Below are 22,339 nucleotides of genomic sequence, written 5' to 3'. Positions count from 1 at the left end.
CCTGAGCGGCCCTTCGTAACTTCGCGCCGGAACCCGCTGCCCGGACGGGCGCCGGCTCGGACGGCCGGTCCTATTGGAAGACCGCTCCGGCATTGTCCAGCGAATCGGAACCTTCGATGGTCACGCCGCCGAGATCGAGGGCGGCGACGGCCCGCTCGATCGCCCGGGTCTGGGTGATCAGCGCGTCGATGCCTGCCTGGACCCGTGCATTGCCGGCGTCGTTGCCTTCACCGATCTGCTGGTCGTAGGCTTCGCCGCCCACGGCCGCCTTGGCGATCGCCTCGAACTTGCCGACGCTGTCGTCAAGGTCGGCGCGGATCTCCTTGTCGATGTCCGGCGCCTTGGCGGCGACCAGTTCGGCGATCGCCGGACCTTCGACCATCGAGCCGTCGGCTCGCTCGTAACGGCCGGTATAGACGTTGCGGATGCCGAGGACGTCGTTGAGATGCGAGATGTGGGTGTTGTCGGAGAAGCAGTCATGCTCCTCCTCGGGATCGTGCAGCAGCAGGCCGAGCTTCATGCGCTCGCCGGCAAGCTCGCCATAGGAGAGCGAGCCCATGCCGGTGAGGATGGCAGACAGCCCCTTGGCCGGATCGGCGAGCAGCTCCTTGCGGGCGGCGCCGTCTTCCTGCCAGTTGCCGACCATCTCCTCGAGGTCGGAGACGAGGAGATCGGTCGCCGCGTCGAGATATTCGCCGCGCCGGTCGCAATGGCCGCCGGTGCAGGCATCGCCCTTGGCATAATCGGTATAGGGTCGCTCGCCGGCGCCGGCATCGGTGCCGTGCAGGTCCTGGCCCCAGAGCAGGAATTCGATGGCGTGGTAGCCGGTGGCGACATTCGCCTCGATGCCGCCGGCTTCCTGCAGCTTGTCCTGCAGGAGCTCAGGCGTGATCTTCGAAACGTCGACGCTCTCGCCATTGACGGTAATCGTCTGGTTGGCGATGACATTGGCGGTATAGAGCGAATTCTCGTCGGACTCGGTGCCGTAGCTCTGGTCGACATAGTCGATCAGCCCTTCGTCGAGCGGCCAGGCATTCACCCGGCCCTCCCAGTCGTCGACGATCGGATTGCCGAAGCGGAAGGCCTCGGTCTGCTGGTAGAAGGGGCGGGAGTTGCGCCAGGCCTCGCGGGCCGCCTTCAGCGTCGCCTCGCTCGGATCGGCGATCAGCTTGTCCGTCGCCTCGTCGAGCGCCTTGGCCTTCTCCAGCGCGTCGGAATAGCCGGCAAGCGCGATGTCCGCGTAGTTCTTCAAGACGGCGTCGGCGGAGGGGGCATCGGCCCATGCGGCGTGGCCGGCGGCCAGCGTCGTCGCGGCGGCGAGAGCGAAGGTGAGGGAGCGGGCGAGAATTTTCATGACGACGGATCTCCTCCCGGGCGCGATCTTGCGTCCAGTGATCGATGGTGCGGGAATGGGCACGGCGGATACGACAAATCTTGGCTAGGCCGGTCAACTTTCCCTGTCAACCGCCACCGCAAAGATTGGAATCGATCAAATCTCTGTCTGGAATCATTCAAAACTTGCAGAGACTTAACGGTTCCCCCGCTGGCCGACGACGAATGCTTTCAGAACCGCATTGATCCGCGTCTGCCATCCGCGCCCCTGTCCCTTGAAGTGGTCGATGACTTCAGGATCGAGCCTGATAGTGACGGGGCGTTTGTTCGCCGGTGAAGGAGGAGCGGGGATGCCGGTCTCCAGGCGGGCATGGAGAAACCAGTCGGCAGGAATGGCCTGGAGATCGGGATCAGCGCCCTCCTGTCGGGCAAGTTCTGCCTCGTCGTCAATTCGGTCGAAGTCTGTCTCACCGCCGTTCATGGCTACTGCTTCTCGATCATTGCTAGATACTGTCGTTCTTCGCGTTTCCATGCTCGTCTGGCAGTTATCAACCAGAGGGTCTCCTCCCTCCACATCCAGATGACGGCAAACAGACGCCCGTTGATCTCGCCCACAGAGACGATGCGATCCTCCCCGTTTCGTGGCGACGAATAGGAGACTCGTGGGCGCCCGTCGAAAAGTGCTGTCATGTCCGCCAAGTCGATCTTGCGATCGCTCAGGACCCAGCGCCGTTTGCCTTCGTCCCAGCCGAACTTCACGGAGCCTGTCGCGTACTCACAATGTACGTACAAAGCACTGATTTCAAGCCCCGCTCCAATTTCGGCGAACCGTTCACATGAATAGTAAAGCACGCTTTCTTTGGGGTCGGCAATTTGAGCGTGTGGTTGGAACTTCGGTGCAGCGGCGAAAGACCTGTCGCGAAGTGGCGAAGCGACCGCTAGACCTTCGGCTGGCAGGCTTCGAGAAATTCGAGAAACCGCCCGAGTCCCTGTTCGACCGGGCCGGAATTGTCGATTTCCGCCACCCGCCAGACCGCGCGAGGCAGCTCCAACGGCGCCTCTCGCCTGGCGCGTTCGACGGCAGCCTCGCGGCTTTCCCGCCCGCGTCTGACGATGCGTTCGACCAAGAGCGGCTCGGCGACGACGACATGGGCGACGGCAAGCCGCGGAAACACCGCCGCCGCATCGCCGATCTGGCGGCGGGAGATGTTGGCGATCACCGTCTGGCCGTGAGAAACACGCGACAACAGGCTGCGGTCGAGGCCGTAGCCGAGGCCATGGGCGCGCCAGGAAAGGGCGAAGTCCCGGGCATCCTGCCGCCGCTCGAACTCCGCCTCGTCGATTTCGGCGTGGTCCTCCGCTTCGGGATCGGCCTTTCGGGTGACGACGCGGCGGGCAAAGTGGAAGCCGTCATCCCGCGCGAAATGGCGGGCCGCGAGCCGGATCAGCGTGTCCTTGCCGGCGCCGCTCGGCCCGACGACGGCAACGAACGCACCGAGCGGGCTCTGCTGTGCCTGCTCAGGCGACACGGCGGCCGGCCCGATAGACCGATGCGACGAAAGGCGGCCGCCCGGGAAGGCTCTCGCGCACGCGCACCAGATCGGCGCGCTTTTCGACGACGATCTCGCCGCGATCGGCAAGACCGGCCGCTTTGGCCGGATTGCTGGAGACGAGGCGGATTGCGGCCGGCAGGTCGAGCGTTCCCTCGCGTGCAAGGACGAAGACCGCCTGCAGCATCGAGAACGGCACGTAGTCCGAGGAGAGAATGTCCAGATGGCCGGCGGCGAGGAGATCGTGTGCTGCGACATTGCCGGAATGCGAACCGCCGCGAACGATGTTCGGCGCGCCCATCAGGACGCCGAGGCCGGCGCCGTGGGATGCCGCAGCGGCTTCGGTGGTGGTCGGGAACTCGGCGATCTGCGTGCCGAGCGCCAGCGCCTCCTCGACATGCGCGTCGGTGGCATCGTCGTGGGAGGCGAGGGCGATGCCGCGCTCCATGGCCGCAGCGGCGATCGCCCGGCGGGACGGGCCGCTGTTCTTTTCGGACTCGGCGATACGCCGCTTGGTGAAGCGGTCGAACTCCTCGTCCGACAGCGCCTTTTTCTTCTGGTAGTAGGTGCGATAGGTGTCGAAGCTGACGAACTGGCGCTGGCCCGGTGCGTGGTCCATCAGCGAGGCGAGGCGCACCCGGACATTCTTCGACAGCCGCTCGAAGCCCTCGACGGCGTCGGGCGCGGAAACCTCGCATCGCAGATGGATGAAATGCTCGGCGCGGGTGACGTCGGCCTTTGCCGCCTCGGCGATGACGTCGGACAGCTTTTCCATCGTGTCGACGGTCAGCGTCGCGTCCTCGTCGGTGCCGACGCGGATGGCGTCGAAGACGGTGGTGATGCCCGACGAGGCGATCTGCGCATCATGGGCATGCAGCGCGGCGAACATGTCCCAGAACACCTTCGGCCGTGGCATGAAATGGGTCTCGATGTGGTCGGTATGAAGCTCGACGAGGCCCGGGATCAGCGTGTCGCCGCCAAGATCCTCGCCGGCGGCGGCGCCTTCGCCGATCGCCGCGATCATGCCGTCGCGGATGACGACATGCCCGTCGATCGTCTCGCCGGGAAGGACGACACGGGCGTTGGTGAGAACCGTTTCGGAGGACATTAAGGGTCTTTCAGAAGCAGAATGCGGATGGTCCCCAAGGACCCGGACACTGTCGGTCAGGTGACGAACTTGCGCAGCTGCTGGGACAGAAGGTCGGTCAGGACGACGGTCACGACGATGATGATCAGGATCGCCGATGATTGCGGATAATAAAAGCCGCGCACCGATTCGAACAGCACCTGGCCGATGCCTCCGGCACCGATGACGCCGAGGATCGTCGCGGTGCGGACGTTGGTCTCGAGGCGGTAGAGCGTATAGGACACCCAGAGCGGCAGCACCTGCGGGATGACGCCGAAGACGACCTCTTGAATGCGCGTCGCGCCGGTGGAGCGGATGCCTTCGACCGGCCGCGGATCGATGGATTCCACCGCCTCGGAAAACAGCTTCGCCATGATGCCGGTGTTGTGGACGAACAGCGCCATGACCCCGGCGAAGGGCCCGAGGCCGACGGCGACGACGAACAGCACCGCCCAGACCACCTCGTGGATCGCCCGGAAGAAGTCCATCAGGCGGCGGCAGGGATGGAGGATCCACCAGGGCACCATGTTGTGGGCGCAGAGAATGCCGAAGGGGATCGAGACGATCAGCGACAGGAAGGTGCCCCAGAGCGCGATCTCGACGGTGACGATCATTTCGTCGACATAGTAGCGCCAGTCGGTGAAGTCGGGGCGCAGGAAGCCCGAGGCATATTCCGCCATATTGGCGGAATCGGTGAAGAGGAACGTCCAGCGCCCCATCTCCGAGGGACCCCAGCTGATCGCCAGCGCGGCGACGAGGCCGGCGAGGATCACGAGGTTCCAGACGGATCGCGACCAGTCGCGGCCGGCATTGACGTCCGACGCCCTGTCGGCCGGCGTGGCGGCGGAGGCGCCCGCAACGGTCTCGCTGGTCGTGCTCATCTGAGATCGATCCCTTCGAAGCGCTTCATCAAAGCGGCCGGTCGCAGATGCGCGACCGGCCGCCGATTGTCTGCCCGTGGCCGCAGGCGGCCTCGGGTGCAGGGCGATCAGGCACCCGACTTCGTCTCGTTGGCTTCGATCTTCTTCTGATACTCGGCCTTTTCGGCCTCGAGCTTCTCGATCTCGGCCTTCTTGGCGGCTTCGTCCATCTTGTCGTCAGCCTGAAGCTGGCCGATCTTCTTGGAGACTTCCATCACGCGGATCGGCAGCAGCTGGTCGTCGTTCGACTTCTTGAACGGCGCCCATTCGAGGCCGGCGAGGATTTCCTTTTCCTTCGCGGCATCGCCCTTGGAGTTCTCGGTGCCGTAGTTGAGCACGAAGTCCGAGATCTTCTGGCGGGTGTCCGCATCGACCTTCTTGGAGATCACCAGCGGGTCGGACGGGATCAGCGGCGACTTCCAGAGGATCTTGATCCGCTTGAAGGCTTCCGGCTGGTTCTTCTCGATCAGGGCAAGGTTTTCGGTATTGTTCGACGCGGCGTCGACCTGGCCGTTGGCGACCGCCATGGCGTTGGTCTCGTGGTTGGCATTGGTCACCGTCTTGAAGCACTGCTTCGGGTCGATGCCGTTCTGGGCAAAGACGAAGGTCATTGGGACGAGATAGCCCGAGGTCGAGTTCGGGTCGCCGAGGCCGAAGTTCAGCGTCTTGTCGCACTTCAGCAGGTCGTCGAGCGAGGTCAGCTTGGAATCGGCCGGAACGAGGATCAGCGACCAGTAGCCCGGATTGCCCGAGGCATCGACGGTCTGGGCGAAGATCTCGCCATCGGCGCGATCGACGGCTTCCATGGCCGACTTGTTGCCGAACCAGGCGACCTGCACCTTGCCGAAGCGCATGCCCTCGATGACGCCGGCATAGTCGGAGGCGAAGAACGGCTTCACGGTGAGGCCGGTCTGCTCTTCCATGTCCTTCAGGAACGGCTCCCACTTCGGGCGCAGGTTCTGCTGGCTCTCGGTCGAGATGATGCCGAAATTGATCGTGTCCTGAGCAAGGGCAGGTCCGGCGAGTGACAGCGTCACCGCGGCGGCAGCAAGGGCCTTGGAAAAGAAGTTCATCTGTCGTTCTTCCCTGTTGATGATGGGGGGGTAGGTGACGGACCGTCTTAGGCGGGCGCCAGTTCCTCCTGCCCCTGGCGGATGCCGGGGGCGGACGATGCGGGGGCCGGGGCGCGGCTGTCCTTGACGGGGAGGCGCTGCGGCAGCACGAGTTCCTCCGACGCGGCGCCGTAGAGCCTGGTCAGGAAATCGTCGGACAAAGCGTCGGACGAGCCGTCATAGACGACCCTTCCGTCCCGCAGCGCGATCGTGCGATCGCAATAGACGCGGGCGTATTCGACCTGGTGCAGCGAGACGAGCACGGTCATGCCCTCGGTGCGGTTGATGTCGGCGAGAACGTCCATCACCCGCCGCGCCGAGGCGGGATCGAGCGAGGCGATCGGCTCGTCGGCAAGCAGGATCTTTGAGCGCTGCATCAGCGTCCGCGCGATTGCTGCCCGCTGCTGCTGGCCGCCAGAGAGCGTCGACGCCCGCTGCCAGGCGACCTCGGGGATTCCGACCCGGGCCAGCGCATGGATCGCATCGGCCTTCTCGGATTTCGAGAAGATGCCGAAGGTGCCGCGCCAGGCCGAGATACGACCAAGTATGCCGGTAAGGACATTGGTGATCACCGGCAGCCGGGCGACCAGATTGAACTGCTGGAAGATGACGCCGATCTGGCTGCGCAACTCGCGCATTTTCGGGCCGAACCTGCCGTCCTTCTGCTGGACGTCGCCGAGGATCTTGACTGACGACCCGGTATCGCCGCGCTCCAGCCCGGCGATGTGGCGCATCAGCGTCGACTTGCCGGAGCCGGACGCACCGATCAGAGCGACCATCTCGCCCTCGGCGATTGAAAGGTCGATTTCGCAAAGGGCCTGCTTCCGGCCGAAGCGCTTGGAAAGCTTTTCGACTGAGATCGCCATCATGGGCGTGCTCCTGATCGAGGTCGCGCTGCCGCGTCGAGGCAGCTTTAGAGCCGCAGCATGAGACTTCGATGACGCTTTCACGATGGTTCGATGACGATTGAATCGCCAACGGAAAGAATGGCTTACGATCTATGTTTGGCGATGAATGCCGCAGCGTCGAGGTGGCGGAAATCATCGAGCGCGGCGTGCAGCGCGGCATGGGGCCAATCCCACCAGGCCAGCCGCTCCATGCCGGCGGCGACCTCCTCGGAAAATCGCCGGCGGATCGTCTTCGCGGGAACGCCGCCGACGATCGTATAGGGCTCGACGTCCTTCGAGACCACCGCCCCGGCGCCGACGACGGCGCCGTTGCCGACGGTGACGCCGGGCAGGATCGTCGCGCCGTGGCCGATCCAGACATCATGGCCGATCGTCACGGCATGGGCGCGTCGCCAGTCGAAGAATTCCGCCTCATTCGCCTCGCCGTCGAAATAGTCGCCGGCGCGATAGGTGAAGTGGTGCAGCGTCGCCCGCCAGGTCGGATGGTTGGTGGCATTGATGCGCACGGCCGCAGCGATATTGACGAATTTGCCGATCTCGGCCGCCCAGACGCCGCAGTCCTGCATGACGTAGGAATAGTCGCCGAGCCGGGTTTCGGAGATGCGGCATCGTTCTGCGATCTCGGTGTAGCGGCCGAGATGCGAGGCATCGACCTCGGCGCTCGGATGGATCAGCGGCGTTTCGGACAGTTTCGCCATCACGCCGCGGCCCTGCGCGCCGAAAAGCCCGAGACGTCGACGATGCGCGTCGCGACCCGGCAGCGCACCTCCTCGTCGTGAAAGATGCCGAGGATGGCGACGCCCGCCTTGCGCTTGTCCGCGATCAGCCCGCAGACGACGTCGCGATTGGCGTTGTCGAGGGAGGCGGTCGGCTCGTCGAGGAGCAGGATCGGGTGGTCGGTGAGGAAGCCGCGGGCGATGTTGACCCGCTGTTTCTCGCCGCCGGAGAAGGTGGCGGGCGGCAGGTCGTAGAGGGCCGAAGGAAGGTTCAGCCGTTCGAGCAGCTCGCCGGCCTGCCGCCTCGCGTCGGCCTGCCCGATGCCGCGGGCGAGCAGCGGCTCGGCGACGACGTCGAGGGCCGAGACCCGCGGGATTGCCCTGAGGAACTGGCTGACATAGCCGACGACATTGCGGCGGAGCGCGATGACCTCGCGCGGGCTGGCGGCGGCGACGTCCACGAAGGCCGCATCCGCCGAACTGCGCATCAGGATCTGCCCGCGTTCTGCCGCGTAGTTGCCGACGATCATCCGGAGGATCGAGGACTTGCCGACGCCTGACGGGCCGCCAAGGACGACGACCTCGCCGGCATCGATGCGAAACGACACGCCGGCAACGACGGGAAGGTGGACGCCGCCGCGCAAGTGATTGGTAAAACTCTTGGCGACGTCCTTCAGGATCAGCCGCGCGTCTGGGGTTGCGGTCGTCATTTCAGTCAGACCTCCAGGATCGAGGCGACGAGGAGCTGGGTATAGGCGTGCTGCGGGTCGTCGAGCACCCGATCGGTCAGGCCATGTTCGATGACATGGCCCTCCTTCATCACCATGATGCGGTGGGAGAGCAGGCGCGCCACCGCAAGGTCATGGGTCACGACGATCGCCGAGAGGCCCATCTCGCCGACCAGCGAGCGCAGGAGGTCGAGGAGCCGCGCCTGCACCGAGACGTCGAGCCCACCGGTCGGCTCGTCCATGAAGACGAGGCGCGGGCCGGTGACGAGGTTGCGGGCGATCTGCAGTCGCTGGCGCATGCCGCCGGAAAAGGCCGTCGGCCGGTCGTCGATCCGCGCACCGGGGATCTCGACGCGGCCGAGCCAGTCTTCGGCGGTCTGGCGGATGCGACCATAGTGCCGGTCGCCGACGGCCATCATCCGCTCGCCGATATTGGCGCCGGCAGACACCCGCATTCTCAGGCCGTCGGCGGGGTTCTGGTGGACGAAGCCCCAGTCGGTGCGCATCAGGAAACGGCGCTCGGCCTCGGTGAGGGTCGCGAGGTCGCGCATCGCGCCGTCCCGCATGCGATAGGAGACGCTGCCGCCGGTCAGAGCCATGCGACAGGAGAGGCAGTTGAGGAGCGTCGTCTTGCCGGAGCCGCTCTCGCCGACGATCGCCAGGATCTCGCCCGGATAAAGCTCGAAGGAGACGTCCTCGCAGCCGACACGGCTACCATAGAGGCGGGTGGCCGAGCGGACGGAGAGGAGGGGGAGGTCGGTCATGGCAGCAAGATTCCTCGAGCAACATATTGCCGGCTCCCAGCAACCTGAGCTATCGCTTCCCTGTGGGGCACGACGTTAGGTTCGAGTGGGATGAAGCAAAGTCCAACGCGAACCTCGCATTGGGACGGCCACCTTTTTCCGATGTCGAACGCTTCGATTTCGCCACGGCGGCGATCTTCGTCGACAACCGGCGCAACTATGGTGAGACACGCAAAATCGCTATTGGCATGATCGGCGATCGCCACCATGTCATCGTATACACGGAACGTGGCGCCCGGGTTCGTGTCATCTCGTTCCGAAAGGCCAATGACAGAGAGGTTGGCATCTATGCTCGTCACGCGAACAGTCTTCGTAAAGACCGAGGCCAGCGCGGAGGATTGGGTCGAAGCTCGCCGCAAGACCCGGAAGGCTCTGGCGGAGATGACCCCTGAAGAAGACGCGGCGATCACTGCGGATGCGCTCCTCGACTCGGACAATCCGCCGATCGAAGACGATGCCTGCCTGATGCCGCTCGACCGTCCCTTTGATCGGATCGAGGGCGAACAGACGAATGTCCGTGTCGACAGAGAGACGGTCGAAAGGTTCCGCCGGGCGGGCGACGATTGGGAAGAGCGCATTAACGCAATCCTGCGCGAGGCGGCGCCGGCGGAATGAGCTTGGCCCACTGCAGTCGCCGCCACGGCAGCGGTTGCGAGCGCCCTCACGGGCGGCCTCCCGAAGCTCCAGGCATCGACCGGGCATAAGCATCCGCCCCCACATGCCCCGCCTCCCGCCGCTCCTCGCAATGGTCGGTGTCGGAACAGGCGAAGAGCCGGCCGCCGCGGTTGTCGGTAACGATCTCGTCGAGATAGACGCCCGTCGCGCCGCAGAGGCCGCAGGGCACGGAGAACTTTTGCACCGAGAAGGGATGGTCCTCGAAGTCGAGGCTCTCGACTTTCGTGAAGGGCGGGATCGCGTAGATCCGCTGCTCGCGGCCGGCGCCGAAAAGCTGAAGGGCCGGGCTGTCGTCCATCTTCGGATTGTCGAATTTCGGGATCGGCGAGGGGTCCATCACATAGCGGCCCTCGACCTTCACCGGATAGGCGTAGGTCGTCGCGATGTGGCCGTGCTGGGCGATGTCCTCGTAGAGCTTCACATGCATCAGCCCGTATTCTTCGAGCGCGTGCATGATCCGCGTCTCGGTCTCGCGCGGTTCGAGGAAACGCAGCGGCTCGGGGATCGGCACCTGATAGACTAGGGTCTGGCCTGCGGCGAGCGGCGCTTCGGGGATCCTGTGGCGGGTCTGGATGATCGTCGCTTCGCGGGTCTTTGTCGTCACCGCGACCTTGGCGACGCGGGCGAAGAAGGCGCGGATCGAGACGGCATTGGTGGTGTCGTCCGAGCCCTGGTCGATGACCTTGAGGACGTCGTCGGGGCCGATGATCGCCGCCGTCACCTGCACGCCGCCGGTGCCCCAGCCATAGGGCATCGGCATTTCCCTCGAGGCAAAGGGCACCTGATAGCCGGGGATCGCGACAGCCTTGAGGATCGCCCGGCGGATCATCCGCTTGGTCTGCTCGTCGAGATAGGCGAAGTTGTAGGTGAGGGACGCGGTGGTCATCGTACCGGACCTTCTCTTGCGACGGAACGCGGGAACGATTGAAAGGAGAGGAGGCGATGAGAGGCGGCTGGCTGGCTCTCGGTGAACTCGTCGCCGTGCTTCTCGGCCTTGCGGCAGGCTGGTACTTTCTCGTCTATCGCGATCCGGTGACGGGCCGGCATGGCCGCGGCATCACCGGCCTGCCGCGCGAGAGCGGCGAGGGCGAGACGCGGGGAGCAGACGGCGACGAGCCGCCCCGTCGGTCGGGCTGAGGACAGGCGGCCGATCATTCGGCAGCCTCCTTCTCGCTCGCTCGGTCATCGCCGCTGTCCGCCTCCGCCGGCCGCTCGGCCCGCATCATCCGCAGCAGCTCCAATTCGGCCTGGAAGTCGACGTAATGCGGCAGCTTCAGATGCTCGACGAAGCCGGTCGCCTGGACGTTGTCGCAATGGGCGAGGACGAATTCCTCGTCCTGCGCCGGGGCTCGGCGTTCCTCGTCGAACTCGTCGGCACGAAGCGCCCGGTCGACGAGGCTCATCGCCATCGCCTTGCGTTCGAGCTGTCCGAATACCAACCCGTATCCGCGAGTGAACTTCGGCGGCTCCGACTTCGATCCGGTGAATTGCGAGACCATCTGGCACTCGGTCACCCGCACCCGGCCGATCGTCACGGGGAACCCGAATTCCGGCAGGTCGACCTCGACCTCCACTTCGCCGATCCGCACCTCTCCGACGAAGGGATGGGTGCGGCCATAGCCGCGCTGGGTGGAGTAGCCGAGGCCAAGGAGAAAACCTTCGTCGCCGCGGGCGAGCGCCTGCAGCCTGAGATCGCGCGAGGCCGGAAATGCGAGCGGCGAGCGGGTGAGGTCGGCGGGCTCCTCGCCGTCGTCGATACCGTCGGCCTCGATCATCGCCTCGTCGCCGAGAATGTCGGTGACGCGCGGCGCTGCGGTGGTTTCGGGGGGCTCGCGGCGTTCCGGCTCGGCGACGATGCCGTTATCGGCCATTTCCGGCTCGATCAGCCGGTGGGTGTAGTCGAAGGTCGGGCCAAGCAACTGGCCGCCGGGAATATCCTTGTAGGTCGCCGAGACCCGCCGCTCGATCAGCATCTTTGCCGTATCGACCGGCCGCGAGGCGGCAAAGCGCGGCAGCGTGGTGCGATAGGCGCGAAGGAGGAAGATCGCCTCGATCAGGTCGCCGCGGGACTGGCGGACGGCCATTGCCGCAAGCTCCGGATCGTAGAGCGAGCCTTCGGCCATCACCCGGTCGACGGCAAGAGCGATCTGGCCGGCGATCTGGGCGAGGGTGAGGGCCGGCACCGACCGGTCGCCGCGCCGCCTGTCGGCGAGCAGCCGGTGAGCGTTGGCGATGGCGGCCTCGCCGCCCTTGACCGCGACATACATCCTAAGCCTCCTCGATGACCGTGGAGCGGGGCAGGCAGAGCGCCAGCGTTCCCGACGTCAGGATGAGGTCCAGGCCGCAGGGCAAGAGCGCCCGGTTGGCCCGCCTTGCCTCGAGGAAAGCCTCGCCGAGCCCCGACACCTGCATGACGGTGCTGCCGGAGATGCCGGGTCCTGAAAGACGCATTGTCGGGCCGTCCTTTAGCGAGGCGACCTCGAGGAGCAGCGTCGCCGACCGGTCCGGAAAGGCGAGAGTGCCGAGGGCGAAGCGTTCCAGCGAGACAGTTCCGAACATTGAAACCACGGCGAACCGGGCCTCGGCGGCGTGTGCCAGCCGGGCGCCGGTCTGGAAGCCGAGCCAGGCGGCAAGCGCCTCGCCGACGCCCTCGACGAAGACCGGCGTGTCCTGATCCGCAAGAGCCGAGAGAATGGCCCCTTGCGCCGGGGAAAGTGGCGCTGGCGGGACCGCGCGATGGCCGAGATCGACGACGGTGCCGGGGCGGGCCATCGCCCGCAGGATCGCGGCAAACACCGCCTGGGCATCGAACACCGGGTCGGCGAAGCCGCCTTCGACGGCTCTGCGGGATAGGTCGATTGTCTCGCCCGCCATCAGTCCTCTCCGCGCATCATGGTGAAGAAGTCGACCTTCGTCGCCTCGGTCTCGGAGCGACGCTTGTGGTCTTCTGCAGCAAGCGCCGCCTCGACGACGGCGACGACCTCGGTCTCGACCGCCACCCTCTCGCTCTCGACCTGCCAGAGTGCGTCGAAGGCCGCAGCGAGTCGGGCTCGCTCCCTGTCGCGGCCGAGCACCATCGCGTGGCCTACGGTCTCTTCGGCGAGCCGCACACTTGCCCTTGTGGCGCTCGCCTCGCCGAGATTGAACGGCGCGCCGCCACCCCCGGCCCGGCCGCGTACCATCACGAGGCCGACCTCCGGGCCGCGCAGCGTCGTGACCGCGCGATCGCCGCCCAGCCGCCGCCAGGCATCGGCCAGGAATTGCCCGTCGGCCTGCGCGAAGGCCGAGACGGCGCGCTGGCGTTGGACGACACGGGTGTCGGGTTCGGGGCTCGCCGGCTCGCTCATCGTTCAGATCCGCCGTAACTTGAGTTGTCTAATTATATAGACAATTGTTGTAAGCCCGTATAGCATGGCGATCGTGACGAAGCTATGACGTGTCGCGGCGAGTTCGTGTGTTTCTCGCGAGTGCTGCGCCGGCAGGCGTGCCGCAAATCGACGGATGGGTGCGAGACATGACGACCCGAGACAGCGCTGGCATTGCTCGCTGGCGGCAGATCGCCGACAGCCTGAGGCTCGACATCGCCGAGGGTCGGATCGCCGACCTCCTGCCGAGCGAGGCGAAGCTTGCCGAGCGCTTCGCCGTCAACCGTCACACCGTGCGGCGGGCGATCGCGGCGCTTGGGGAGGAAGGCCTTTTGACCGCCGCCCGCGGCAAGGGCACATTCGTCACGCCGCGGCCGAGCCGGATCACCTATCCGGTGGGCTCGCAGAGCCGGTTCTCCGAAAATATCGGCGCGACCGCACGCGAGCCGGGCGGGGCGCTGATTTCCGCCGGGCGCGAATTAGCATCGGTGGAACTCGCCAGCCATTTCGACGCGCGCCCGGGGGCGCCGCTGATCAGGCTGGAACTGCTGCGGGTCGCCGATGGCGCGCCGCTGATCCTATCGACCCTGTGGTTCGCGGAGGCGCGGATGCCGGGTATCGTCGAGGCCTATGCCGAGGCGGGATCGATCACGCGAGCGCTGGCGCTTCTCGGCATCGCCGACCACCGCCGGCTCTGGACGCGGGTCTCGGCGATCGCCGCCGGGCCGGCCGATGCCGAGCGGCTGCACTGTCCGCTGGCCGCGCCGCTGATCGTCACCACCAGCCTTACCGTCACGAGGGAAAGCGAGCCGCTGCAGTTTGCCCGCTCGCGTTTCCTCGGCAGCCGCATCGAACTGGTCTTCTACCATGGAGCCGATCAGGCTGGAATCTGAAGCGTCAGTCAGTCTCCGGCAGCAGACGATCCGGCCGGGAAGATCGGGTTGGACCAGGCGAGCCTGCCGTCGCCGTCGGCGATGACCAGGCGGCACCAGTCGCCAGCAAAGCGCTTCAGCGAGAGTTCGGCCCGGGTCAGCGAGCCAGCTTCGGAGAAGGCGGTTTCGGCCCGGCTGCCGCGGCCGACGATGGTGATCGTCCGTGCTTCCGAGCAGTGGACGCGGAGGCTCTCGCCGTCTTGGTCGATCGATTTGATCGCCGGTCCCTGGCTGGAATAATAGCGGCCGGCCTTCATCGCTTCGAGGAGCGCGGCCGGCTTGTTGCTCTCCGACTTCACCATCATCCAGCCGCCGCCGGAATCGGGGATCTTCAGATGCGCGTCGTCGGTGGCATAGCCGGTGAGGTGCCGGTGGCCTTCGTTCAGGAGCTGGTCGAAAAGCGCCGTGCCGTCGCCGCGGGCCGTCTCCAGCGCGCAGCCGGTGTTCCAGATCTCCACCGCGTCGGCGCTGCCGGCGAGCGCCCGGCCGTCCTCGATCGTCAGCGACGACCATTGCGGATGGGCGATGCCGACGAAGGCGCCGGCGTCACGGGCGCGGGCTGCCAGCGATTCCATCTGCTCGTCGGGGAAGGGCGGGTCGAAGTCTGCCGGCAGGCCGCAGGCGAGCACGTGCCAGATCTCGCCCTGGCTGTTCTTCGGCGCATGGATCTCGGCGCCGAGGATCGTCGTGAAGTCGTCGCCCCGGAAGGCGTTGGTGTCGGTGATCGGGAAGTCGTAGGCGGGCAGGAAGTGGTCCGACAGGCAGAGGAAATCATAGCCCATGGCCCGGTAGTGGCCGCAGACTTCGCCCGGGGGCAGCGCGCCGTCCGAGCGGTCTGAATGGGTGTGGATATTGCCGCGCCAGAATCGTCCTGGGGCTGTGAACGCTTCGCGTCCGTCCATCGTGTTCGGCTCCGGGTGGGATCATCGTCGCGCGATCCTTCCGCGGCTTCGATGACGCCCCGATGACGACGCGCGCAAAGGGTGGCGGTGGCCGTCACCACTCTGTCATCGAGCCGATAACGAAACGTCATGCCGGAGGTCTAAAAGGCGCCGTCAAATTCTCCCCGCACCGGATGGGACCCTCTTCATGACCCTCGCGACCTCGATCACTCGCCGCTCGATGCTGAAGGCTGGCGCCGCTACCGCCACCGTCCTCGCCGCGCCGGCCATCCTCACCCGCCCGGGCTTCGGCCAGAGCTCCGGCGTCGTCAACGTCTTCGTCTGGGGCGACTATGTTCAGCAGAACATGATCGACAAGTTCCAGAAGGACACCGGCATCAAGCTGAACCTGTCGACCTACGGCTCCAACGACGAGGCCACCCAGAAGCTCAAGGCTTCCGGCGGCAAGGGCTTCGACGTCATCTTCCCGTCGATCACCAACGTCGCCAACTACCAGGACGGCGACACCTTCCTCCTGCAGCCGATCGACGAAGAAAAGGCCAAGGTCGGCAACGTCATCTCGTCGATGTATCGCGACTCGATCCAGCTCGGCGCGGTGCAGAACGGCAAGCGCGTCGCCATCCCCTTCAACTGGGGCACCGAGGCGGTGACCTTCGACGCGTCGGTCTTCGACGGTGTCGACGACGCCGACGTCTCCTACGGCATGCTCTGGGACCCGAAGGCCAAGGGCAAGGCCGCCTTCCGGCAGAAGTCGGTGCTGATCGGCACCGGCCTCTATCTCGACGCCAAGGGCGAGATCCAGTCGAACCGCATGCTCGACGTCTACAAGAGCGAAGAGGACATGCGGCGGATCTTCGACAAGGTCGCCGCCTATATCGTCGACCACAAGGAGAATTTCGGCGCCTTCTGGAACAACGCGACGGAGGCGCTCGCCGCCTTCCAGCAGTCCGGCTGCGTCGCCGGCCAGACCTGGGACTCCACCGGCCTTCTGCTCAACCGCGACAAGCCGGACCTGAAATATCGCATGCCCAAGGAAGGCGGCATGACCTGGATGGACTCCATGGCCATCCCGTCGGGCGCCGAGAATCTCGATCAGGCCTATGCCTTCATCAACGCCATGCTGGACCCGGAAATGGCCGGCATGATGAGCGCCAACACCGGCTACAACTCCTGCGCCGACGGCGCGGCGCAGCACGCCGGCGAGGTTTATGCCCGCCAGTTCCAGGAAGTCTACAACAAGGACAACCTCGCGAATCTCTGGTGGTGGCAGCCGGATACGCCGTTCTTCGCGTCCGGCCAGCAGGAATATGTCGACCGGATCACCAACGCGTCCTGAGTAGGCCGGCGGCCCATGCCGCCGACCGGTCGATGACTGCGGCGCGCGGGGAGCCATGCCTCTCGCGCGCCGTCGAGCAACTCGGGGGCCGCGCCCGGCCCTTCGGTCCGGAAGGTAACGAGACTTGGACGACCATACTGCGATCGGCGATCTTGCCGCCGGCTCGACGCGAGCAACGTTCCGCCCCGAGGTTCGGTTGTCCTACGCGGCGACGATCGATCACCGGCTGATGCGTGGCCTGTGCCTCGGTCTCGAGGCGGCGACCGGACGGCGCAAGCTCGAAAGGCTCTATCACGAGTTTCTGGGCGATGCGGGCCGGGGCGACTTCTTCGCCGAGGCGATCGCGCGGATGAACATCCGCCTCGCCGCCCGCGGCACCTCGCAGATCCCGCGGGTCGGGCCCTTGGCGGTCGTTTCCAACCATCCCTTCGGGGCAATGGACGGGATCGCGCTCGGCTGCCTGCTCGGGCGCATGCGCGGCGACGTCAAAATCATCGCCCATTCGGCACTCGCCCGGATCCCCGAGCTCGCCGAAAAGCTCTTCGCCATCGACTTTTCCGGCACCCGCGAGGCCGAGCGCGCCAACATCAAGGCGCGGGCCGAGGCGCTGAATCATCTCAAGGGCGGCGGTTGCCTGATGGTCTTCCCGGCCGGTGCGGTGATGACGACGCCGCATCCGCTCGCCCGCCGTGCCGTCGAGCTGACCTGGGGGCCGCTGTCGGCCCGGCTGATCATGCGTTCCGGCGCGACGGTCCTGCCGGTGCACATTCCCGGCCAGAATTCGCGCCTCTTCCAGGTTGCGAGCCATCTGTCGCAATCGCTTCGCTATGCCCTGCTATTCCACGAGGCGGCGCGGATGATCGACGGGCGGATCGCCATGACGGTGGGCCGGCCGATCGATCCCGCGGTCATCGCCGGCTTCACTGATGCCGTGGCGCTGACTGAATGGCTGCGCTGGCAGGTGTTTTCGCTCGGCACTGCCGGCGCTCCCGACGAGCCGGACTTCTTTGCCGGCATGTTCGAGGAGGAGGCTGGCGAGAGCGAGGCCGTGCCGGCGATCTGAGCGGGCAGAAGATGGCAGAGGGGATGCGGCCGGCGTGAAGCCGGACCGCGCCGAGTGGACGAGTCGAGGGGAAATCCGGCATGGATGGGAAGAGCGTCGAGCTTTCCGGCGTCACCATGGTGTTCGACGGCTTCACCGCCGTCTCTCCGACGGATCTCTCCATCCCCGCCGGCGAGTTCCATTCGATCCTCGGCCCGTCCGGCTGCGGCAAGACCACGCTTCTGAGGATCCTTTCCGGTTTCCAGCGCCCGAGCGGCGGACAGGTGCTGATCGGCGGCGAGCCGGTGAACCACCTGCCGGCCAATCGTCGCCCGACGGCGATGATCTTCCAGTCGCTGGCGCTGTTTCCGCGCATGAGCGTGCGCGAGAACGTCGCCTTCGGCCTCGAGGCGCGGGGCATGTCGAAGCGCGAGCGCTCCCGGAAGGCCGAGGAACTGCTGGCGCTGGTGGCGCTCGAAGCCCATGCCGACAAGCGGCCGGACCAGCTTTCCGGCGGCCAGCGTCAGCGCGTCGCGGTGGCAAGGGCGCTCGCCGTGGAGCCGGCGGTGCTCTGCCTCGACGAGCCGCTCTCGGCTCTCGACCTGAAGCTTCGCCAGCACATGCGCACCGAACTGCGCGCCCTGCAGAAGCGCACCGGCGTCACCTTCATCTACATCACCCACGATCAGGGCGAGGCGCTGACCATGTCGGATCGCATCTCGGTGATGAACAGGGGGCGGATCGAGCAGGTCGGTACTCCGACCGAGGTCTATGACGCGCCGGCAACGCCCTTCGTCGCCGGCTTCGTCGGCGAACAGAACGTCTTTTCGGGCAAGGTCACCGGCATCGAGAACGGCTTTGCCAAGATCGCCGGCCCGGGCGGCACCTTCACCGGCAGGGCGACGCGCGAGCTCTCCGTCGGCGAGCACGCGGTGCTGATGGTCCGGCCCGAACGGACAGGTCTCGTCGATGCCACCACCCTCAACGGCAACCGGCTGAGCACCAGGGTCGAGGGCCGCGAGCTCGAAGGGCCCTATCTCAATCTCGTCACCCGCGACGCCACCGGCCGGCGGATCGTCCTCCATCTCGCCAATGACGGCCGCCAGCATCCGACCGGCGGTGACGCGGTGATCGGCTTCATGCCCGATGACGCGGTGGTCATGCCCGCCGCCGGCGGCACGCCGGAGAACGGCGCGGCCGGCATGCCGGCCGCCGAGGCCGCGGTCGCCGAGGCCGGGCTCGCCCCGATGGGGGCCTGAGCCATGGCAGCGCTCTACCGCACCTATGGCTGGCCGCTGGCGACGCTCATCCTCGCGCTCGTCGTCCTGTGGGTGGGCGGGATGATCGCCGCGCCGCTCTCCACCATGGCCGAGCGTTCGCTGGTTTATGTCGATCGCAGCGACGACCTGACGAAGACCAATACGGCGCTCAACCGGCTGTCGCGCGACATCGCGACGATCGACTTCGATCTGAAGGCGCATGAGAAAGAACAGGCAGCCCTCGAGGCGGAGGGTGCCGGCGCGAAGGACGACGGAGCGAGCTCCGGCGGCGGTTTCCTCATTCCCGGCATGAGCGTTCCCTCATCCGACAACCGGCCGAATGCGGAGACGAAAGAGCCTTCCGGCACATCGCCGCTGCTGCCCTCCTTCGGCGGGACTTCGGCGGCAGAGAAGACGCCTCAGACGGTCGCCAGCGAAATCGCCGACCTCGAGGCCAGGCGCGCCGCGGCGGAAGCCGAGATGACCGAGCTGAAGCAGACCCAGGCGCGGTTGATCGAGGCGCGCGCCAATGCGCCGCGCTATTCGCTGAAGAACTATTCGACAATCTCGCCGCTGCATCTGACGATCTTCGTCAAGACGATCTTCTACGCCGCTTTGGTGACGCTCATCTCCTTCGTGGTCTGCTATCCGGTCGCCTATGTTGCCTCGACCATGAAGGGCGCGCTCGGCGCCGGGGCCATCCTGCTGCTCCTCGTCGTCCCCTATTCCATCAACGAGCTCTTGCGCGTCTATGCCTGGGTGATGATCCTCGCCCGCGAGGGCGTTCTCAACTCCGCCCTGCAGGTGCTGGGGCTCGTCGGCAGTGATCCGCCCCAGTGGATCGCCTCGAACAACGCCGTCTTCCTCGTCTCGGCCTATACCTTCGTGCTGTTCATGATGTTCCCGCTGATGAATGCACTCGGGACCCTCGACCGCAGCCAGGTCGAGGCGGCGCGCGACCTCGGCGCCTCGGTCTTCAGGGTGCACTACCGGGTGGTGCTGCCGCACGCCAAGCCCGGCATCGCCATGGGCGCGATCCTCGTCTTCATGCTTTCGGCCGGGGTGATCACCGTGCCGGAGCTGATCGGCCGAGGCCTCCATCCGGACTGGTTCAGCCAGGTGATCTATCGCCGTTTCTTCGAGAGCGCCAACTGGAACCAGGGCTCGGCCTATTCGCTGATGCTGCTCGCGAGCTGCATCGTCTTCATCCTGATGGTGCTGTCGCTGTTCCGCGTGTCCATTCGGGAGATCGCCAAATGAGCGCGACCCTCGGCCAGCCGGCAGCCCTCGACACCGCGACCACGAGAGCGGCTGCCGGCAGCTATTCCGGCGGTCTCGGCGAGGCGCTGATCAAGGTCTATCTCGGCATCTTCTTCGTCGTCCTGTTCGCACCGATCGTCATCATGGTCGCGGCCGCCTTCAACGCCTATCCCTCGCCGTCGATCACCATCTGGCAGGGTTTCACGCTGAAATGGTTCGCCGCGATCTTCCACGACGCCCGGATGATGACCGGGCTGATGAACTCGCTGCTGGTCGCAGCCGGGGTGATCGTCATCGCCATCCCGCTCGGGCTCGCCGGCGCGCTGCTGCTCACCCGGCTGGAGAGCCGGGCGAACGGCATCCTCTACACGGTCCTCGTCGCGCCGATCATGATCCCCGGGATCGTGCTCGGCTGCACCTCGATGATCTTCTGGCGCGACGCCTTCGGCGTCGATGCCGGGCTGTTCACGGCGATGATGGCGCAGGCCTCCTTCATCGCCTCCTACTGCCTGCTCCTGTTCATGGCGCGCCTCGCCCGCCAGGACCGCAGCCTCGACGAGGCGGCGGCCGACCTCGGGGCGACGCCGTTCTTCACCTTCCGGCGGGTGACGCTGCCCTTCCTCGCGCCGACCATCGGCACGGCCTCGGTGCTCGCCTTCCTGCAGTCGATCGAGAACTTTCCGACGACCTTCTTTTCGATCGGGCCGGACTATACGCTGGTCACCGAGATCGCCAGCCGAATGCGCTTCGGCCTGTCGCCGATGATCAACGCCATCGGCGTCATCTTCATCGCCGTCACCATCGCCGCGTCGCTGGTCTGGGCGAGTGGCCGGATCAGGGCCGAGCGGCGGGGGCGCACCGCCGCCTGACCTCGCCTGTACCGCCGCAATCCGACCCGCTCGGTGCTTGTCTGGCCGGCGCGAATTCGCCACGATCGATACCATGAAGCTTCAGTTCCGCTGCCTTCCCGGCTGGAAGGGCAGGATGCCCGAACCTCGCATCGCCGCAGCCAACCTGCCGGACTGGCTGAAGGCGATGCCGCGCAGCGCCGTCGCCCCGCTCCTTGGCGGCGAGGTGCGCACGGTGAAGCAGTGCCCGCCTTTCGTCGATGCGATGAGCGCCGGCGTGCTGTTTCCGCTGATCGCCGATCTTCGCGTCGAGGACGGCGTCTTCGAATGGGACAGCGGGCTGCCCGCCCATCCGCTGGCGCGGCTCACCCGGTCTCCGGTCGGGGTGCATCTGCCGGAACAGCTGACCGGCTTTCCCGGTGCCGATCCGGGCCGCTTCGCCGTCAAGTTCACCAATCCCTGGGCGATCGACATGCCGGAGGGATGGTCGATGCTGTTTTCCCACCCACACAACCGGCTCGACCTGCCGTTCCGCACCCTGACCGGCCTCGTCGACGCCTTTCCGGACGGCTTTGTGCATTTCCCAGCCATCTGGACCGACCCGTCCTTCAGCGGCGTCGTCCCTGCCGGGACGCCGGTGGCGCAGGCCGTTCTCGTGAGACGGGAGCCACTGACACTCACCTGCCGCGAGATGGACGAGGCGGAGCTTTCGGCGAGCCTCGACCTGCAGGACGCGCTCGATGCCGATCCCGGCGTCTATCGCAAGCGGTTCAGGGGCGCGAAGGATTGAGCGCCATGCGCCCCCGCGGCCCCTTCGAGCGCAGCGACAGGATCTGTCCGGCAAGTGTCGGTGCCGCTTGCGCCCAGGCCTTCTCCGCTTCCTCGAATCGACCGAGATCGCGCAGCGTCTCGCCGCGGCAGAGGCGATGGGCGTCGGTGGCGTCAGCTGCGGCAACGCTTTCGAGCAGCGCGAGGGCGGCGTCCGGCCGGTCGACGAGCAGCGCGGCACGGGCGGCATTCAGCGCCGCGTCGGCATCGCCGGGATGGTCGGCGAGATAGGCGCTGCCGGCCTCCAGCGAGGCGGCAGGCTCGCCGGCTTCGAGGGCGCTCGCGGCGATCTCGAACAGCGCCTTGGCATTCGCCGTGTCGAGGCTACGGGCCCGGCGCGCCGCGGCGAGGGCGTCCTTCACCCGGCCCGAAAGGCGCAGCGCGAGCGCGTGGTTGTAATGGAGCTTGGCGTTGTCCGGTTCGACAACGACGAGGATGTCCAGCGCCTCGGCGGCGGCAGTGAAATCACCGCGCGAGACCGCCGCGAGAAAGGCGGCCGTGGCGGCCTGTCCGTCGGCGCCCGGTGATTTGCTTCTGCCGGCAGCAGCGCTGCGGCCGGTTTTGCCCGGGCTGGCTTTGGCTCCGCGCGTCCTGCCGTTTTTCCGCATGTTTCGCCGCCCGCTGCTGCCGCCATCCGAAAGATCCATCGCAGCTCTTCCGGCGGCTCGGCAAGTGGTCTTATGCTGCGGCGAGACCC

Annotated in this window: 27 protein-coding genes; 10 read left to right on the top strand and 17 right to left on the bottom strand. The window is 66.4% G+C overall.

Going from position 1 to position 22,339, the window contains the following annotated elements; genetic code table 11:
- Positions 1-70: 70 nt before the first annotated feature.
- From E3C22_RS05825 to phnK, 11 genes are all read right to left on the bottom strand, one after another.
- Positions 71-1,354 (bottom strand): imelysin family protein, encoded by a 1,284-nt coding sequence (locus E3C22_RS05825; protein WP_134761074.1) that lies wholly within the window; start codon positions 1,352-1,354, stop codon positions 71-73.
- A 174-nt stretch (positions 1,355-1,528) separates the two neighbouring features.
- The gene (locus tag E3C22_RS05820; protein WP_134761073.1) at positions 1,529-1,813 is read right to left on the bottom strand and encodes a BrnA antitoxin family protein; all 285 of its coding nucleotides are present in this window, start codon (positions 1,811-1,813) and stop codon (positions 1,529-1,531) included.
- A 2-nt stretch (positions 1,814-1,815) separates the two neighbouring features.
- Positions 1,816-2,091, bottom strand: coding sequence for a BrnT family toxin (locus E3C22_RS24415; RefSeq protein WP_167591657.1), 276 nt, complete (start codon positions 2,089-2,091; stop codon positions 1,816-1,818).
- Positions 2,092-2,270: 179 nt separating this feature from the next.
- Positions 2,271-2,861, bottom strand: a complete 591-nt coding sequence (gene phnN / locus E3C22_RS05810; protein WP_167591656.1) for a phosphonate metabolism protein/1,5-bisphosphokinase (PRPP-forming) PhnN — start codon at positions 2,859-2,861, stop codon at positions 2,271-2,273.
- Positions 2,851-3,990, bottom strand: coding sequence for an alpha-D-ribose 1-methylphosphonate 5-triphosphate diphosphatase (locus E3C22_RS05805; protein ID WP_134761070.1), 1,140 nt, complete (start codon positions 3,988-3,990; stop codon positions 2,851-2,853). The genes phnN and E3C22_RS05805 overlap by 11 nt, the downstream gene beginning before the upstream one ends.
- A 56-nt stretch (positions 3,991-4,046) precedes the next feature.
- Entirely contained in the window at positions 4,047-4,889 is an 843-nt protein-coding gene (gene phnE / locus E3C22_RS05800; RefSeq protein ID WP_134761069.1) for a phosphonate ABC transporter, permease protein PhnE, read from the bottom strand.
- A gap of 107 nt (positions 4,890-4,996) precedes the next feature.
- Positions 4,997-6,001: a phosphonate ABC transporter substrate-binding protein gene (gene phnD, locus E3C22_RS05795; RefSeq protein ID WP_134761068.1), complete on the bottom strand. Its 1,005-nt coding sequence runs from the start codon at positions 5,999-6,001 to the stop codon at positions 4,997-4,999.
- A 47-nt stretch (positions 6,002-6,048) separates the two neighbouring features.
- Complete coding sequence (gene phnC, locus E3C22_RS05790) at positions 6,049-6,909, bottom strand: phosphonate ABC transporter ATP-binding protein (RefSeq protein ID WP_134761067.1); 861 nt, start codon at positions 6,907-6,909, stop codon at positions 6,049-6,051.
- Positions 6,910-7,031: 122 nt separating this feature from the next.
- A complete protein-coding gene (locus E3C22_RS05785; RefSeq protein WP_134761066.1) occupies positions 7,032-7,646 on the bottom strand; it encodes a DapH/DapD/GlmU-related protein in 615 nt (204 codons plus the stop codon).
- Complete coding sequence (phnL, locus tag E3C22_RS05780; protein ID WP_134761065.1) at positions 7,646-8,374, bottom strand: phosphonate C-P lyase system protein PhnL; 729 nt, start codon at positions 8,372-8,374, stop codon at positions 7,646-7,648. The genes E3C22_RS05785 and phnL overlap by 1 nt, the downstream gene beginning before the upstream one ends.
- Positions 8,375-8,379: 5 nt before the next feature.
- Complete coding sequence (gene phnK / locus E3C22_RS05775) at positions 8,380-9,156, bottom strand: phosphonate C-P lyase system protein PhnK (protein ID WP_134761064.1); 777 nt, start codon at positions 9,154-9,156, stop codon at positions 8,380-8,382.
- Between the two features lie 62 nt (positions 9,157-9,218).
- Here phnK and E3C22_RS05770 point away from each other — a divergent pair, with 62 nt between their 5' ends.
- Positions 9,219-9,587 (top strand): BrnT family toxin, encoded by a 369-nt coding sequence (locus E3C22_RS05770; protein WP_134761828.1) that lies wholly within the window; start codon positions 9,219-9,221, stop codon positions 9,585-9,587.
- Positions 9,484-9,810, top strand: a complete 327-nt coding sequence (locus E3C22_RS05765; protein WP_167591655.1) for a BrnA antitoxin family protein — start codon at positions 9,484-9,486, stop codon at positions 9,808-9,810. Before E3C22_RS05770 ends, E3C22_RS05765 begins: the two co-directional genes overlap by 104 nt.
- 46 nt (positions 9,811-9,856) lie before the next feature.
- On the opposite strand, the gene E3C22_RS05760 is transcribed toward E3C22_RS05765, so the two are convergent.
- A complete protein-coding gene (locus E3C22_RS05760) occupies positions 9,857-10,756 on the bottom strand; it encodes an alpha-D-ribose 1-methylphosphonate 5-phosphate C-P-lyase PhnJ (RefSeq protein ID WP_134761063.1) in 900 nt (299 codons plus the stop codon).
- Positions 10,757-10,812: 56 nt separating this feature from the next.
- On the opposite strand from E3C22_RS05760, the gene E3C22_RS05755 reads away from it, so the two are divergent.
- Entirely contained in the window at positions 10,813-11,007 is a 195-nt protein-coding gene (locus E3C22_RS05755) for a hypothetical protein (protein ID WP_134761062.1), read from the top strand.
- Positions 11,008-11,021: 14 nt separating this feature from the next.
- Here the strand turns inward: E3C22_RS05755 and E3C22_RS05750 are convergent, their stop codons facing one another.
- From E3C22_RS05750 to phnG, 3 genes are read right to left on the bottom strand one after another with little or no spacing between them, the layout of a single operon-like run.
- The gene (locus tag E3C22_RS05750; RefSeq protein WP_134761061.1) at positions 11,022-12,137 is read right to left on the bottom strand and encodes a carbon-phosphorus lyase complex subunit; all 1,116 of its coding nucleotides are present in this window, start codon (positions 12,135-12,137) and stop codon (positions 11,022-11,024) included.
- A gap of 1 nt (position 12,138) precedes the next feature.
- Positions 12,139-12,744: a phosphonate C-P lyase system protein PhnH gene (gene phnH / locus E3C22_RS05745; protein WP_134761060.1), complete on the bottom strand. Its 606-nt coding sequence runs from the start codon at positions 12,742-12,744 to the stop codon at positions 12,139-12,141.
- Positions 12,744-13,217 (bottom strand): phosphonate C-P lyase system protein PhnG, encoded by a 474-nt coding sequence (gene phnG, locus E3C22_RS05740; RefSeq protein ID WP_134761059.1) that lies wholly within the window; start codon positions 13,215-13,217, stop codon positions 12,744-12,746. Before phnG ends, phnH begins: the two co-directional genes overlap by 1 nt.
- 167 nt (positions 13,218-13,384) lie before the next feature.
- Between phnG and phnF the strand changes: the two genes are divergently transcribed.
- Positions 13,385-14,128 (top strand): phosphonate metabolism transcriptional regulator PhnF, encoded by a 744-nt coding sequence (gene phnF, locus E3C22_RS05735; RefSeq protein ID WP_134761058.1) that lies wholly within the window; start codon positions 13,385-13,387, stop codon positions 14,126-14,128.
- A gap of 8 nt (positions 14,129-14,136) precedes the next feature.
- On the opposite strand, the gene E3C22_RS05730 is transcribed toward phnF, so the two are convergent.
- Positions 14,137-15,069, bottom strand: coding sequence for a CehA/McbA family metallohydrolase (locus tag E3C22_RS05730; RefSeq protein WP_134761057.1), 933 nt, complete (start codon positions 15,067-15,069; stop codon positions 14,137-14,139).
- Between the two features lie 187 nt (positions 15,070-15,256).
- Here E3C22_RS05730 and E3C22_RS05725 point away from each other — a divergent pair, with 187 nt between their 5' ends.
- The 6 genes from E3C22_RS05725 to E3C22_RS05700 all read left to right on the top strand — a co-directional run bounded on the left by E3C22_RS05725 (position 15,257) and on the right by E3C22_RS05700 (position 21,604).
- Complete coding sequence (locus tag E3C22_RS05725; protein WP_134761056.1) at positions 15,257-16,405, top strand: extracellular solute-binding protein; 1,149 nt, start codon at positions 15,257-15,259, stop codon at positions 16,403-16,405.
- Between the two features lie 124 nt (positions 16,406-16,529).
- Positions 16,530-17,468 carry a lysophospholipid acyltransferase family protein gene (locus E3C22_RS05720; protein ID WP_134761055.1) on the top strand — a complete coding sequence of 313 codons (939 nt, stop codon included), beginning with the start codon at positions 16,530-16,532 and terminating at the stop codon, positions 17,466-17,468.
- A gap of 80 nt (positions 17,469-17,548) precedes the next feature.
- On the top strand, positions 17,549-18,706 hold the full coding sequence (locus tag E3C22_RS05715; RefSeq protein WP_134761054.1) for an ABC transporter ATP-binding protein: 1,158 nt from the start codon (positions 17,549-17,551) through the stop codon (positions 18,704-18,706).
- 3 nt (positions 18,707-18,709) lie between these two features.
- Positions 18,710-19,966 carry an ABC transporter permease gene (locus E3C22_RS05710; protein WP_134761053.1) on the top strand — a complete coding sequence of 419 codons (1,257 nt, stop codon included), beginning with the start codon at positions 18,710-18,712 and terminating at the stop codon, positions 19,964-19,966.
- Positions 19,963-20,835: an ABC transporter permease gene (locus E3C22_RS05705; protein ID WP_134761052.1), complete on the top strand. Its 873-nt coding sequence runs from the start codon at positions 19,963-19,965 to the stop codon at positions 20,833-20,835. Before E3C22_RS05710 ends, E3C22_RS05705 begins: the two co-directional genes overlap by 4 nt.
- A gap of 115 nt (positions 20,836-20,950) precedes the next feature.
- On the top strand, positions 20,951-21,604 hold the full coding sequence (locus tag E3C22_RS05700) for a hypothetical protein (RefSeq protein ID WP_210234783.1): 654 nt from the start codon (positions 20,951-20,953) through the stop codon (positions 21,602-21,604).
- Here E3C22_RS05700 and E3C22_RS05695 read toward each other — a convergent pair.
- Positions 21,585-22,289: a tetratricopeptide repeat protein gene (locus E3C22_RS05695; RefSeq protein ID WP_134761050.1), complete on the bottom strand. Its 705-nt coding sequence runs from the start codon at positions 22,287-22,289 to the stop codon at positions 21,585-21,587. The genes E3C22_RS05700 and E3C22_RS05695 overlap by 20 nt on opposite strands.
- Positions 22,290-22,339 lie beyond the last annotated feature (50 nt).

Origin of the sequence: Jiella endophytica (genome assembly GCF_004519335.1) — a bacterium.
In the GTDB taxonomy this organism is placed as follows: domain Bacteria; phylum Pseudomonadota; class Alphaproteobacteria; order Rhizobiales; family Rhizobiaceae; genus Jiella; species Jiella endophytica.
Note: the sequence above shows the minus strand (reverse complement) of the source record. Positions and strands in the feature narration are given on the sequence as shown.